The following is a 14,697-nucleotide window of genomic DNA, read 5'->3' as shown; positions in this document are numbered from 1 at the left end:
GGCACCGGCTACGCCGCGGTGAACTCGACCGGCAACGCTGCCGGTGAGCGGAACGCGATTCCGGCGATCTTCGGCGGCGGCGCGCTCGGGTCCAACCGCAGGTCGGGCAGCCGATCCAGCAGCGCGTTGAGGGCGACCGTCGTCTCCATCCGGGCCAGATGCATGCCCAGGCACAGGTGCGGGCCACCGCCGAACGTGAGGTGGGTGATGTGTGTTCGGGTCGGGTCGAAGCGGTCCGGGTCCGGGTAGTGCGCCGGGTCCCGATTCGCCGCCGCGACGCTCACGTTGACGTTCGTTCCCGACGCAATCTCCACCCCGCCCAGCACGCAGTCGCGAACCGCCAGCCGCACCACCGAGCTGATCGGCGGTTCCCAGCGCAGCCCCTCCTCGATCGCCTCGCGGACTAGGCCGCGATCCGCACGCACCGCCTCCAGCAGTCCCGGCTCGGTCAACAGCGCGACCAGCAGGTTGCCCGAGGAGCGATACGTCGTCTCCACACCGGCCGGCAGGATCAGCAGCAGGAACGCGAAAATCTCGTCGTCGCTGAGCCGCGCGCCGTCGATCTCGGATTCCGCCAGCGTGCTGACCAAGTCGTCTTGCGGGTTGCGGCGCCGATCGGCAAGCACCTCACCGAAATACGCCTTGAGCGCCGTCGACGCGGCGATACCGGCGTCCCAGTTGTAGACCACGTTGAGCAGCTCGATCGACAGCCGCTGGAAACGAGGGTAATCGGAGCGGGGCAAGCCCAGGATGCGCGCGATGACCTGGACCGGGAACGCGAAGGTGAACTCGCGGACCAGCTCGGCGTGCCCCCGTGCGGCGAACCGGTCGATGAGTTCGTCGACCACCAGCTCCACCAGGTCACTGCGCCACCGCTCCAAGAGTGCCGATCGGAACGACGGTGACACCAGTGCCCGGTGGGCGCGATGTTCGGCGCCGCTGAGCTCGAGAATGGTGCGACCCATCACCGGGCCCATGATCTGGTCGTAGATCGACGACGAGAACGTGTCCGGATGGGTCAGCACGTGCTGGCATTCGTCGAAACCGAGTACGGTCACCCCGAGATCTCTGAGCTGCCCCCCGCTGACCTCGGCGAATGGATTTCCCCGCATCACCCGGTGCCGGGCCCGTGCCTCGCGCAGCCGTTCGTGCACGTTGTCGACCTGTAAGAGCAGCCCGTCCTGCAGCGTGGCGGGGTCGAACTGTTCGGTCGCGGTGTCAGCCATGAGCCGGCACCGTCTGCGTGTCGCGGCCAGAACGCAGCACGGTGCCGGGCAGGGCGCCGGTGGCCGTGCCGTCGCGGCATACCTCGACTCCCGCCACCAGCACCGACGCGATGCCGTGAGCGTCGGCGACCAAGCGCGGCGCGCCGGAGGGCAGGTCGTAGCGGGTGCGCTCGGGCCCATGCCCGACGGTCGCCGGGTCGAACAGCACCAGGTCGGCGTGCCAGCCCGGCGCGATGCGGCCACGCTCGGTCAAGCCGTAGAACCGCGCCGGCACGTCTGTGATCAACCGGACCGCTTCCTCGAGCGTCACCACCCGGTGCTCGCGGACCCCGCGGCCGAGCAGCGACGTCGTATAGATCGCGCCGCACATCATGTCGAGATGAGCGCCGGCGTCCGAGCCGCCGATCACCGCCCCCGGATGGCGCCACACCTCGGCGCGCATCCGCCAGTCCGCCGCGTCGTCGCCGGCCATCGGCGGACTGAGCCCGGTACGCAGCTGGTCGGCGATCACGATGTCCAACAGCGTGTCGAACGGTTCGCTACCGCGGGCGGCGGCGACCTCGCCGACGCTGTGGCCGGTGGCGTCGGCGTTCTCGTCGGCGAATGTCTCGGCCAGGACCAGCCGGTCCCACTGCGCCAGGCCGCGCAGCATGCCCGCCTCCTTCGACGAAGCGCCCTCGGCGAGGCGTCGACGGGTTTCGGGGTCGGCGAGGGCGGCCAGCCGCTCGGGGACGGGCAGATGCATGGTGTCGCGCCACCCGGGCAGCCCGTCGAGCACGAAGCCGGACAGGAAGGACAGCCGGATCTTCATGGCCTGGGGCAGGGTCAGCGCCACCACTCGACCACCGCGTTCGGCGGCAATCTCCCCGGCGCGCAACTGCTTTCGGTGCCCGTCCGGGTTGGCCGCCGTAACAGCCAGCAGGTTCCAGTTCAGCGGCCGGTCCGCGGCGACGGACATGTCGGTGAGCAGCGCGATGTCCTCGTCGGTGAATCCCGACAAGCAGCCGGGGATGATGGCTTCCAGCGTCGTGCCCGGATGGTCGCGCAGGCCCGCCGCCAGCGACACCAGTTCGTCGCGTGACGCGCTGCGTGAGGGGACGGGCTGGCCCGCGCCGTCGTTGTGGGTCGGCGATTGCGACGTCGACAAGCCGAGCGCGCCGGCGTCGAGGGCGTCGTGCAGCACCCCGACCATCTTTTCAATCTGCTCGGGCGAGGCGTGACCGCCGACGGCGTCGCCGCCCATCGCGGCCAGTCGTAGCGCCGAATGACCAACCAGGAAGCCGGCGTTGACGGCGATACGGCCCTCTAACCGGTCGAGCCAGTCGCCGAAAGATGCCCAGCCCCAATCCAGTCCGGCCCGCAACGCGTCCAGCGGCATCCCTTCGACACGCGCGAGCATCCGGGTGAGGTAGTCATGCTGGTCCTCGGTCGCGGGCGCCAGCGTGAAGCCGCAGTTGCCACCGAAGACGGTAGTGACACCATGTTGGAGAGACGGGCTGGCGGTCGGGTCCCAGAACAGCTGAGCGTCGTAGTGGGTGTGCAGGTCGACGAAGCCGGGAGCCAATGTAAGGCCTTGGGCATCAACGGTTTTGGTGGCAAGCTCATCGACTTCGCCGACGGCGGCGATGCGGCCGTTGCTGATGCCGACATCGCCGTGCCGCGCGGGCGCGCCGGTGCCGTCGACGATCTGGGCATCGCGGATCAACAGGTCGAGCACTTCAGCCTCCCTAGACTGGCGCCGCCAGCCACCCGTCGTCCGGCAAGGGGTGACGGAACAGTTGCGCGGCGTTTTGATGGGTGATCCGCGCGGCGTCCTCTTTCGACAGGTTGGCGACGTTGCGCGCGACGACCTGCTGGGTGTCGGGCCAGGTGGAGTCGGCGTGCGGGTAGTCGCTTTCGACGAGGATGCGTTCGGCCCCGATCGCGTCGAGTGCGCCGAACGCCGACGGGTCGTCGATGGAGCAGAACCAAAAGTTGCGCTTCAGCACCTCACTCGGCAGCAGGTCGCTCTTCCAGGAGCCGCCCTCACGCCCGCACGCGGAGTGGGCCAGGACGTAGTCGGCTCGGTCGGCGAGCATGGCCGCCCAGCCCAGACCCCCCTCGGCCAGGGTGATGTTCAGCCGTGGGTATCGGACCGGAATGCCCGACCACAGCATGTCCGCGCAGGCCACCAGGCCGTTGACCGGGAACAGGGTGGTGATTGTCTCAAATGGCGTGTCGGGAGCCGGAATTGGCGCCCACTGGGCCGATCCGGTGTGCAGGCACACGACGGTGTCGGTGTCCTCGCAGGCCGCGAAGAACGGCTCCCATGCGCCGCTGTGCAGGCTCGGGATACCGCATTGGGCAGGTAGTTCGGGGAAGCTGACCGCCTTGAAACCACGCGCGGCGTTGCGGCGTATCTCCTCGGCAGCGAGTTGAGGGTCGGCAAGCCACGGCAGCTGCAACGGGATGATCCGATCCGGGTAGCTGCCCGCCCACACCTCGAGGTGCCAGTCGTTCCAGGCGCGCAATGTCGCCAGACCCAACTCCAGGTCGTCGCTCTTCCAGAACACTGTCCCGGCGAAACCCGCGATCAGCGATGGGAAGTTCAGCGAGGCCCAAATGCCGGCCAAGTCCATGTCGGCGATGCGCGCGTCGATGTCCCAGCAGCCGCGGCGCATCTCGTCGAACCGCGCGGCCTCCATGCTCCATTCCTCGTGCGGGCGCCCGATCACCGCATTGAGTCCGATGTTCGGGTACTCGCGGTTTTCGTAGCGCCACACCTGGCGACCGTCGTCGGTCTCGAGAACCTTGGGTGCCTTGTCGGCCAATTTGGCGGGAAGCCGGCCGGTGAACATGTCGGGCGGCTCGATGACGTGGTCGTCGACCGAGATGACGACGTGTTGTCGCTGCCGAGGATCAGGATCCGGCAGCAGCGCCATACCAGTTGACTATCGTCGGTTTTCCGACCGTGTCAACCAAAGATCGGTGCCGAATCACTTCGTTGGATTGGCGCTTGGCTGCGTTGCGCCGCACCAATGGTCCACCGCCGCCGCAGCTTCCGCCTGCTCACCGGCCCAGGCCACGTATCCGTCCGGTCGCACCAACACCCCGGACGGCAGCCCCGCGTGGACGTGCACCGCGACCGTCACGTCGAAGCGGCCGATATCAACCTTGTCGCGCGTCAGCAGGATGAACCGACCGTCGCGCATCAGCTCGTACAGCCTCGTGCCTGAGCAGTCGATGTCGGGCATCCGATGCCCGGTCAATGGATGCGCGTTGCGCGGGTGGGGATATTTGATCCCGATCCCACTGAGGCGGCCTTCCAGCATGTGCCTGGTCGCGGGGATGTTCAGCAGCAATGTGATGGCAACTCGACGCACCACCCTTCGCAACAGGCTGCGACCGAGCACGAGCTGGTTGAAGCCGTCGGTGAGCTTGAGCACGTTCGCCCCGACCGTGTGTCGCTCCTCCTCGTAGCTGTCGAGCAGCCACGGTGGCGCGGATCCGCCGACTGCTTGGGCGAGCTTCCATCCAAGGTTCATCGCGTCCTGAATGCCGGTGTTCATGCCCTGCGCGCCGAGTGGCGAATGTACGTGCGCCGCATCGCCTGCGATAAAAGCCCGGCCCACCCGGTAGCGCCTGGCCTGCCGTCGTTCGGAAAGGAAACGCGAACTCCACCGCATGTCGGCCATGCCGAAGTCGGTGTGCGCGATACGGAGGAATGCGGCCCGGATCTCGGACAAGGTAACGGGCTCGGAAAGCGGAGCCTGTTCACGTGTTCGATCCCACGCGATCGCGCGGAACCACCCATCGCCGAACGGCACCAAGAGCACGACGCCGTCAGCACTTGCCTTGGCGGACAGCCCTTCTGACGGCGGCTGCGCCAGGTGCACGTCGGCGAGCAGGATGTGTGTCTGGTATTGCTTGCCGACGAAGTCGATGTCAAGCAGTCTTCGCACGGCGCTGCGCGCACCGTCGCACCCCACCACATAGTCGGCGCGTTGAATGGTGCCGTCCGCTAGTCGCACGGCGACACCCGCTTGATCCTGTTCGAGGCCGACCACCTTGTTTCCGTGCGCGACGTCGACGCCGAGTTGCGATGCCCTGGCAGACAGCACACGTTCGGTGAGACTCTGAGGCGCTATGAGCACCATCGGATAGCGACTAGGTAGCTCCCTCAGGTTGAGCGTGGCCCCGGGGGCGGGCACCACCTCGCGGACGGGAACGCCGCGCTGCACGATCTCATCGGCCATATCGCGTGCGTCGAGCAGCTCGAGGGTGCGTGCGTGCAGTCCGAAAGCCCGCGTGATGTTCGGCAGGTCGCCCCGCTCCTCTAAGACCCGCACGCGAACACCGCGCATCGCGAGCTCGCAGGCCAGCATCAATCCGGTGGGCCCGGCGCCGACGACAACCACGTCAACTGTGCTCATGCGATGACCTCCCATAACAAATCATCGATTGATGAATATCTCCGACCATAGCACAATTCACCGGACGATGAATAGTGGTTTGCTGACTCGACACATCGATATGGCAGACATCGTCTACCAGCGATGACACGATGACTGGCGTGGATGAAGGTCGCGGTGCACCCACGGCGGCGGGACTGACGTGTGGTTCGTGCGGCACCGAGTTGCCGCCGAACTCCAAGTTCTGCAATGAGTGCGGCGCACCGGTTACGACGGCGCAGTCGGCGGAGTACAAGCAGGTCACTGTTCTCTTCGCCGACGTCGTGCATTCGATGGAGATCGCTGCCGCGGTGGGTCCCGAGCGCCTGCGAGAGATCATGGCCGACCTGGTTGATCGTGCGGTAAAGGTGGTCCAGCGCTACGGCGGCACGGTGGACAAGTTCACCGGCGACGGCATCATGGCCGTGTTCGGTGCGCCGGTGGCGTTGGAAGACCACGCTATTCGTGCTTGTCTGGCGGCCTTGGGGCTTCAGGAAGCCGCACAGGGACTTGCTGCCGATGTCCGGGAACTCGACAGCGTGGACCTGCGATTGAGGGTGGGCCTCAATTCCGGCCAGGTAATTGCCGGCGAGATCGGTTCGGGCCCAGTGGGATATACCGCCATCGGTGAGCAAGTCGGAATGGCTCAGCGGATGGAGTCGGTGGCGCCGCCGGATGGGGTGGCGCTCAGCGACTCGACGGCCAGGTTGGTTGGGAGCGCCGTCGTCCTTGGTGAGCCCGAAACGGTTGAGATCAAGGGCGGCAATCGGGTGATCGCCCGGCGCTTGTTGGCCATCGGCGAGCACCGGCCTCATCGCCGCACCGAGTCCAAGCTGGTCGGGCGAGGCTGGGAATTCACGACCATCAGCGGAATCCTCGAAGAGGCGATAGCCGGGAGGGGCTGCGTCGTCAACATCGTGGGGCCGGCGGGAATCGGCAAGAGCAGGCTGGTCCGGGAAACCGCCGCGCTGGCGGATGGCCGCGGTGTACCGGTGTTCGGTACGTACTGCGAGTCGCATACCAGTGATGTCCCGTTCCACGTGGTAGGCAGGATGCTCCGGTCGGCGTTAGGAATCGACGAATCTGCGGCCGACGCCGCGCGCATCCAAGTCCGTGAACGGTTTCCGTGGGCCGACCCCGAAGACTTGCTACTGCTCGACGATCTCCTGGGTATCCGCGATTCGGCCATGCCGCTTCCGGATATCGCCGCCGACGCGCGCCGCCGACGACTGACCGCGCTGATCAATGCCGGAGCACTGGACCGGCCCGACGCCGCGGTCTACATCGTCGAAGATGCGCATTGGATCGATGAAATCAGCGAGTCCATGCTGGCCGAGTTTATGACTGTCACGCCCCAGATTCCGTCGTTGGTCCTGATCACCTATCGCCCGGAATACCAAGGCGCATTAAGCCGCGTTCCTGGCGCCCAAACAATTGCGTTGCGTCCGCTAAGCGAAGCGCACACGCGGGCATTGATGGCTGAGCTGCTCGGCGCTGGATCATCAACCGACGAACTGGTGGCACAAATCTCCGGTCGCGCCGCCGGAAACCCGTTCTTCGTTGAGGAAATCGTGCGCGATCTCGCTGAACGAGGGTTGCTGCGAGGCCAGCCCGGTGCCTACCAACCGAGCGGTGACGTTGCGGATGCCGATGTACCGGCCACGCTGCAGGCCGCCATCGGCGCACGCATAGATCGCCTTGGGGCGTCGGCCAAACGGACGCTGAATGCCGCGGCGGTCATCGGGGGGCGCTTCGACGCCGATCTGTTGGCCGTACTAACTCCCGACATGGACCTGGCGCCGCTCATACAGGGGGAACTTGTCACTCAGGTGAGGTTCGCACCGGACGCCGAGTATGCGTTTCGTCATCCGCTGATCCGCACGGTTGCCTACGAGTCACAACTGAAATCCGTTCGTGCGCAGTCGCATCGGAGGCTAGCAGCAGCGATCGAGGCGGGCGGGTCGGCTGACGAGAACGCGGCGCTGATCGCCGAACACCTTGAGGCGGCGGGGGATTTGCATGAGGCCTTCGACTGGCACATGCGCGCCGGCTCGTGGTCCGTCTTCCGCGACATGCGCGCGGGGCGGACGAGTTGGCGACGGGCCCAGCAGGTGGCCGATCGGCTCCCCCACGACGACCCTGACAGTTTGAACATGCGGATCCAGCCCCGCACCCTGCTGTGCGCGACCGCGTATCGAGTGGGCGGCAGTGGCGCAGATACCGGCTTCGAGGAGCTGCGTGAGCTGTGCACCGCTGCAGCAGATCGGCAATCGCTCGCCGTTGGAATGTCGGGTTTCTTGACGTGGCGATCGATGCAAGCGACCCGCCGCGAGGCATCGCGTCTCGCCGACGAACTCGTCGAACTGCTGGAGGCGATTGGCGATCCCACATTGACGGTCGCGCTGTCCTTCGCCGCGATGATTCCCAAGCACGAGACCGCCGAAATGGCCGACGTGCTTCGTTTTGCCCAGCTCGCCATTGACCTTGCGGAGGATGATCCCGCCAAAGGGAAGCTAGTCTTCGAGTCTCCCTTGACGCAGGCGATCAGCATGCGCGGTTTCGCCCGATGGTGCCTCGGCATTGCCGGTTGGAAGGGTGACTTCGACCGGGCCATCGCGACGGCGCGCGCCCTCATGACCGACCCCGGAACGCATGGGGGTGTCATGTGGTTCACGTACGCCTACGCGATCCCGTACGGGGTGCTGCTGCCCGACGCGACAGCCCTGCGCCACACCGCGGAATTCCTGTCAATATCAGAGCAATCGGGTGACAATCTCGCCCTCGACCTGGCTCGAGGAGTTCATGGCCTCGCTCTCGCGTATCAGGACGGCTCCGCGCGCGAACATGGCTTCGAGTTGCTGGCCAAAGTGCGGGAGCGCGCCGCGAACAACCTTTTCACGGTGACCAGTTTGCCGATGGCCGACATCCACGTCGCGCGGGAGAAGGCGCGGACCGGCGAACTGGGCGGCGCAATCGAATTGGCTCGCTCCGTCGTCGACGACATGTTCAATTCCGGTGGGTGCATCTGGACCGCGCTGGCAGTCACCGTCCTGGTGGAGGCACTGGTTCAACGCGGCGGCGAAGGCGATCTCGACGAGGCCGAGAACGCGATGGATCAGTTGGCGGCTGTGCCGACGGATCCCGGCTTCGTACTGAACGAGATCTCGCTGCTTCGACTGAGGGCGCTGCTTGCTCGCGCTCGCGGAGAAGAGGCCGCCTACCGCGACCATCGGAACCGCTACCGCGCCATGGCCACAACGCTAGGTTTCGAGGGCCACATCAAGTGGGCTGAGGCGATGCCATAACGGAACTCGTCGGCCCATTACCCGCAGGCATTCACCCACTAACCGCGTGCCTCGCACCGACCTGCCACGCGCGTTCATCCCGGGCGTGGCCGAACACCATCGACTCGTCGATGCGGTCGAAGGGCCGGCTCAGTGCATCACTCAAAAAGTTGTGGCTGACTTTCCACGGCCTGCGTGTGCCGGATTTGGGATGCACACTTCGGCCACGTTGCACGTAACCCGACTCCAGGTGGAACGTCGGCTGCTCAGCCATCTCCGCTTCGCCCAGGTGCGGATACGCGTGGGTGTAACCGTGAGAGTTCATGTGCTCCAACAGTTTTGCGACAGACTGGGCGGTCAGGTCGGCCCCGAGCGTCCATGAAGCATTGATGTAGCCGAAACTCCAGGCCATGTTCGGGACGTCGGAGAACATGTGCCGCTTGTACAGGAAGTGCTCGTGCGGGTCCATCTTCTTGCCGTCGACGCTCACGGTGACGCCGCCCAGCGCCTGCAGCTGTAGCCCCGTCGCCGCGATGATCACGTCAGCGTCGATGCGCCGGCCGGACTTGAGCGCGATACCGGAGACGTCGACGTGATCGATGTGGTCGGTCACCATTTCGACACTGCCGTCACTGATCGCCTTGTACAAGTCGGCCTCAACGAGGAAGCACAGTCGCTGATCCCACGGGTCGTATGGCGGCGCGAAGTGGGTGTCAATCGGATAGTTTTCGGGCAGATTGCGCTCGGCCATGCGACGCAGCAGCCATTTGCTGAACTGTGGTGCCTTGCGTGCGATAACCCACATGAGTTGGGCGACGAACGCGTTGCGCCACCGAACGATCCAGTGAGCGAGGCGCAGTGGCAAGGCTTTTCGCAGCGCATTGGCCGTGGGCTCCACCTTCGGCGCCGAGATCATATAGGACGGCGTGCGCTGCAGCATTGTCACGTGCGCAGCTTTCTCGGCCAAGGCGGGGACCAGACTGACCGCCGTCGCACCACTGCCGATGACCACAAGCCGCTTGTCCGCGTAGTCGAATGATTCTGGCCAGTGTTGCGGATGTATCACCTCGCCAGCGAAGTCCTCGATGCCCGGGAACGTCGGTTGATAGGGATTGTCGTAGTCGTAATAGCCGGTCCCGAAGAACAGGAATCGGCACCCGAAGGTCTTCTCGGCGCCGTCCCGTCGCGTATGCACTGTCCAGGTGTCGGTCTCGGAGCTCCAGTCGGCGGACCGCACGTAAGTGTTGAATTGAATGTGCTCGTAGATGTGCTGCTTGCGCGCCGTCTCGTCCAGGTACTCCCAGATGTGGTCGCCGTCGACGATCATCTCGGGCCGGGTCCATGGCTCCCACGGAAAGCACAGCGTGTAGATATCGCTGTCGGAGCGTACGCCCGGATAGCGGAACAGGTCCCACGTCCCGCCAAGTCGCGAGCGCCGTTCGAGTACCGCATAGCTCAGCCGCGGGTTGCGTTCCCGTATGCGGTAAGCGGCGCCGATGCCCGAGAACCCGGCGCCAATGATCAGTACGTCTAAGTACTCGGCGGTCTGCGCGCTCATGTCACCACGATAAGTCCCGGTCAGGGCGGATACCATCATCCACGACTCGTCCCGGTGCACAGCCCGGCGCCGGGCCTATGGCAATCAAGTATTGCCGTACTCAGGACAATTGATCGGCGCGGCGCGATGATCGATCGATGACCGATACCGCCAGCACAGACCGACCGACGCCGGACGTCGACGTCATCGTGGTAGGCGCAGGCATTGCCGGCCTGTACCTCGCCTACCGTCTCAGCCGCGCTGGATACCGGTTCCGCGTATTCGAAGCGGCCGACGACCTCGGCGGCACCTGGTACTGGAACCGGTATCCGGGTGCCCGGGTCGACGTGCCCAGCGTGGACTACATGTACAGCTTCGATCCGGACTGGCAGCGCGACTGGCAATGGTCGGAGAAGTACGCCACCCAGCCCGAAATCCTAAGTTACCTGAACCATGTCGCCGACAAGCACGACCTGCGGCGCCACATCACCTTCTCGACGCGGGTCCAGGAGGCACGCTGGTCCGACGACTCGTCGCTATGGCATGTGCGCACCTCCGGTGGCGACGACGTCACCGCCCGTTTCGTCGTTATGGCCACGGGCTGTTTGTCCATGCCCAAGCCGGCCGAAATCGGTGGACTCGACCGGTTCGGCGGCGAGGTCTACTTCACCAGCAGCTGGCCGCACGAGCCAGTAGACTTTCGGGACAAGCGTGTTGCGGTGATCGGGACAGGTTCCTCTGGCGTTCAAGTAATTCCGATGATCGCCCGGGAAGCGCGAGAGCTCGTGGTACTCCAGCGCACCCCGAATTTTTCGATCCCGGCCCGCAATGGCCCGTTGTCGCCGGAGAAGCTCGCGCAACTGGCGAATGAGTCGGAATACCGTGCGGCGGCGCGCGTGTCGCCCGCCGGCATCCCGATGGAGCGCAGCATCACGCCGACGTTCAGTGTCTCGGAAACCGAACGCCAGGAACGTTATGAGCGCGTCTGGGAAGGTGGCTTCCTGTTCGAATCGGTCAACGCCTTCGCCGACGTGATGAGCAACCCGGCCGCCAACCACGAATTCGCCGAGTTCTTCCGGAACAAGATCCGCTCCATCGTCGACGACCCGGAGACCGCGGCCGATCTGTGTCCCACCGATCACCCGATCGGGACGAAAAGACCTTGCCTGGATACGGATTATTACGCTACCTACAACCTGCCGCACGTGCGCCTCGTCAACGTCCGCAAACATCCGATCCGACAGGTTACCGAAACCGGTATCGATACGGTCGACGAGTCGTTCACCCTGGACATGATCGTCTTGGCGACCGGGTTCGACGCCGTGACCGGTGCGATAACGGCCGTCGACTTCCGGGGCCGAAACGGCTTGGCGCTGAAGGACAAATGGGCCGACGGGCCGCACACCTACCTCGGGTTGGCAACGGTCGGATTCCCCAACCTGTTTTTCATCACCGGTCCCGGGAGTCCCTCGGTGCTGTCGAACATGGCCGTGTCGATCGAACAGCACGCGGATTGGGTGCTCGACTGCCTCGGCTATCTGATTGCAGCCGGCTTCGATGTCATCGAGCCAACCGATACTGCGGAAGCCGGTTGGACGCAACACGTCCACGACTGCGCCGACATCACTCTCTACCCGGCGGCGAACTCCTGGTACATGGGCGCCAATGTGCCTGGTAAGCCACGGGTTTTTCTGCCCTACTGCGCCGGCCTCGACTTCTACCATCTCAGCTGCGAGGAGGTGGTCGCCCGCGATTACCTGGGCTTCAGGCTGTCCGGACCCGGCGCCTCGCAGTGCAACGACGGAGTGGTGCGCCGGTTGCAACCGGACGTCGAGATGTTCCTCAACGCGGTGGCTGCGCTGAATCTGCCGCCGATGGAATCGATGTCGGTGGCGGATGCCCGCGCCCGCTACACGCAGATGGCGACGGTCCGCCCGCCGGGGCCAGGGGTCGGTGAGATCGTCGACGGCGTCCTGCCCGGCGCCGCAGAAGATTTGGCGTACCGGCTCTACCGGCCGCCCACCCCGGGTCCGCATCCGGTCGTCGTCTATTTCCATGCCGGCGGCTACGTTCTGGGCGACGCGCTCTCGGACGATCCGCTATGCCGCGACCTTTGCGTGCACAGCGACTCGGTCGTCGTCTCGGCGGACTACCGCCACGCGCCCGAGCACCGATTCCCTGCTGCGATCGATGACGCCATGGCGGCGGTGCAGTGGGTCGCCGACAATGCCCAGGCGCTCGGCGGCCGGCCGGGGCAACTCGCGGTGTGTGGCTGGAGTGCGGGCGGTGGGCTCGCGGCGGCGGTATGCCAGCTGGCGCGGGACCTGGGTGGGCCGAATATCGTCGGGCAGGCGTTGTTGACGCCGACAACGTCCGGCGGCACGACGAGTGCATCCTTCGCCGAAAATGCGGATGGCTATGGCCTCACCACTGCGATGATGCGGTGGTTCTACGACCACTACATCGACCCGGCGGATCGGGGCGATCCACGTTTCGCACCCTTACATGCCGCCGATCTGTCCGGGCTGCCGCCGGCGATTGTAGTGACGGCGGAGTTCGATCCGCTGCGCGACGACGGTGAGGCTTACGCCGCCGCGCTCGATGCGGCCGGCGTTCCGACGCAGCATGTCCGCGCGCGCGGCCACACCCATCAGTCGTTGGGGATGGTCGACGTGGTCATCTCTGGCGCGCCGGTGCGAGCACTCCTGGCGGGTTCGCTGCGCGGGTTCTTCGTGACCGTGCGCACGCCCGAGCCCGCCTGAAACTCACGAATGCCGTCGTGGGACCTTGCGCAAGAGCTGTGTGCGGACTGCGCCTTCGAGGATTGGGGTCAATGACGTGCTTTGTCTTCCAGCTGCGAGGTCAGCCCGAATTTCTCAACGAGCGCCAGCCAATCGGCGCCCGAGACCCAATACGCGGGTTCCTTCGTCTTAGCTACTTCGCCGCGCCACCCAAAGCGGTATTGGCCCTTGGGGTTGAACGAGAATCGAGGTCCTTGCACGCCGATGCCATCCAGACATCCGATGCTGAGCGGTTGGACTCCAGGACCGCGCACGACCAGGACGGGCAGGGTGCTCTTGATCCGACCGGAGAAGGTCCATTGTGCTGGTGTCGCCGTCACCTGGGCGGGTGGAGCGGACTCAATTCGCGCGCTCGTATCTGAGTTGATCACCGAGATCTGTTGTGCGCCAACCTCAATAGCCTTGCTCGGTTTCGAGGCCACGGCTTTATATGACGGCTTTCGAAACAGCAGACAGCGCGTCGGTTCCTCCGGCAGAGGCGGCCGCACATCCAGCTCGCTGCGGCCGGAGATCGTGCTCAGAAGTTCAGTGAACTCCCCGGCCCACATCCATGCGTCGACGATGTCAACAGGCTCTGCTTGCAGCCGTGCTTTGGCCCCCACGCGATGATCTCGTCCGCCGAGGACGAAGCGGTGATCACCGCTTCGTAGGTGAAGCGCGGTCCCGTTCGTCATCCCGCCGAACCGGCGGTCGGAAAAGTTCCATCGGCCCAACTGTGCCTCACTGAACAAGAACACATCATCAGGGCAGCGGCTGACGGTCAGGCCACTACTCGTGACGCAAACGAGGATCTTTCTGGACCTCAAGAAGCGGACAGCAAACCGACTGGCGAGCACCAGAGGGGGCAACCCGAAAAGAATGGCTGGTATGGGCACTAGCCAATCGATGTATGGTCCCGGGGCGGCCGCTTGCGCGACGCTAACGAGAACGGCCGACACTATGAGCCCCAGGGGCCACCATTTGAAATTTATTTGCACCCGTTCGGAGATGGTGATCGGCACGACAGCAGATGCCACGTATTGGCGCGACGTCGCCGGCCGGTCGTCGAGGGTCATCTTCGAAGTATGGGGCACCGCCGGACACCTACCGATCCCATTCTTGCGAGTTGGCATGGGCCTTGCCGACCGGTCAGGCCGCACCGCGCGGGTTCTTCGCGGCGGTCCGCGCGCCGGAACCCGCTATCTGAGGAGGATCGCAGCGCGCAGTGCAGGCGATTTGTATTCTGCCTCAACTGGTTTGAGCTGACACAGCGTGCGGCTCGTGACCCGCCTGACCCGGCCTAGTTGGTGGTGGGTGGGGGTGGCTGGAATGGGTCGTACCACCACCAGTCGGCGCGCTCCCCGGTGGGTCCGGGGCACGGTGGGACCGCCGGTGGGGGGCGGGGGGGGGCGGGCCAGCGAGGCGGCGCTCAGGGTTCGT

Annotated in this window: 8 protein-coding genes; 2 read left to right on the top strand and 6 right to left on the bottom strand. The window is 65.4% G+C overall.

All coding sequences use genetic code 11. The annotated features are described in order from the left end of the window. Positions 1–8 precede the first annotated feature (8 nt). From A9W99_RS24040 to A9W99_RS24025, 4 genes are read right to left on the bottom strand one after another with little or no spacing between them, the layout of a single operon-like run. The gene (locus A9W99_RS24040; protein ID WP_067384386.1) at positions 9–1,226 is read right to left on the bottom strand and encodes a cytochrome P450; all 1,218 of its coding nucleotides are present in this window, start codon (positions 1,224–1,226) and stop codon (positions 9–11) included. Then, positions 1,219–2,943, bottom strand: coding sequence for an amidohydrolase family protein (locus A9W99_RS24035; RefSeq protein WP_067384382.1), 1,725 nt, complete (start codon positions 2,941–2,943; stop codon positions 1,219–1,221). Before A9W99_RS24035 ends, A9W99_RS24040 begins: the two co-directional genes overlap by 8 nt. A gap of 10 nt (positions 2,944–2,953) precedes the next feature. Then, the gene (locus tag A9W99_RS24030) at positions 2,954–4,147 is read right to left on the bottom strand and encodes an amidohydrolase family protein (protein WP_067384380.1); all 1,194 of its coding nucleotides are present in this window, start codon (positions 4,145–4,147) and stop codon (positions 2,954–2,956) included. Between the two features lie 54 nt (positions 4,148–4,201). Continuing rightward, the gene (locus A9W99_RS24025; RefSeq protein ID WP_067384377.1) at positions 4,202–5,638 is read right to left on the bottom strand and encodes an FAD-dependent monooxygenase; all 1,437 of its coding nucleotides are present in this window, start codon (positions 5,636–5,638) and stop codon (positions 4,202–4,204) included. A 131-nt stretch (positions 5,639–5,769) separates the two neighbouring features. Between A9W99_RS24025 and A9W99_RS24020 the strand changes: the two genes are divergently transcribed. Continuing rightward, positions 5,770–8,961, top strand: a complete 3,192-nt coding sequence (locus tag A9W99_RS24020) for an adenylate/guanylate cyclase domain-containing protein (protein WP_067384374.1) — start codon at positions 5,770–5,772, stop codon at positions 8,959–8,961. Between the two features lie 31 nt (positions 8,962–8,992). On the opposite strand, the gene A9W99_RS24015 is transcribed toward A9W99_RS24020, so the two are convergent. Further along, complete coding sequence (locus tag A9W99_RS24015; RefSeq protein ID WP_067384578.1) at positions 8,993–10,498, bottom strand: NAD(P)/FAD-dependent oxidoreductase; 1,506 nt, start codon at positions 10,496–10,498, stop codon at positions 8,993–8,995. Positions 10,499–10,635: 137 nt separating this feature from the next. On the opposite strand from A9W99_RS24015, the gene A9W99_RS24010 reads away from it, so the two are divergent. After that, on the top strand, positions 10,636–13,239 hold the full coding sequence (locus tag A9W99_RS24010; protein WP_067384371.1) for an FAD-dependent oxidoreductase: 2,604 nt from the start codon (positions 10,636–10,638) through the stop codon (positions 13,237–13,239). Positions 13,240–13,307: 68 nt separating this feature from the next. Here A9W99_RS24010 and A9W99_RS24005 read toward each other — a convergent pair whose 3' ends face one another. After that, positions 13,308–14,333 (bottom strand): hypothetical protein, encoded by a 1,026-nt coding sequence (locus A9W99_RS24005; protein ID WP_067384368.1) that lies wholly within the window; start codon positions 14,331–14,333, stop codon positions 13,308–13,310. Positions 14,334–14,697: the final 364 nt, after the last annotated feature.

The sequence above is a fragment of the Mycobacterium sp. 1164966.3 genome (genome assembly GCF_001665395.1).
Taxonomy (GTDB): domain Bacteria; phylum Actinomycetota; class Actinomycetes; order Mycobacteriales; family Mycobacteriaceae; genus Mycobacterium.
Note: the sequence above shows the minus strand (reverse complement) of the source record. Positions and strands in the feature narration are given on the sequence as shown.

Coding starts and splice junctions, on each gene's coding strand:
- A9W99_RS24040 (WP_067384386.1), bottom strand. CDS start 1,226: ATGGCTGACACCGCGACCGAACAGTTCGACCCCGCCACGCTGCAGGAC.
- A9W99_RS24030 (WP_067384380.1), bottom strand. CDS start 4,147: ATGGCGCTGCTGCCGGATCCTGATCCTCGGCAGCGACAACACGTCGTC.
- A9W99_RS24025 (WP_067384377.1), bottom strand. CDS start 5,638: ATGAGCACAGTTGACGTGGTTGTCGTCGGCGCCGGGCCCACCGGATTG.
- A9W99_RS24020 (WP_067384374.1), top strand. CDS start 5,770: ATGACTGGCGTGGATGAAGGTCGCGGTGCACCCACGGCGGCGGGACTG.
- A9W99_RS24015 (WP_067384578.1), bottom strand. CDS start 10,498: ATGAGCGCGCAGACCGCCGAGTACTTAGACGTACTGATCATTGGCGCC.
- A9W99_RS24010 (WP_067384371.1), top strand. CDS start 10,636: ATGACCGATACCGCCAGCACAGACCGACCGACGCCGGACGTCGACGTC.
- A9W99_RS24005 (WP_067384368.1), bottom strand. CDS start 14,333: ATGACCCTCGACGACCGGCCGGCGACGTCGCGCCAATACGTGGCATCT.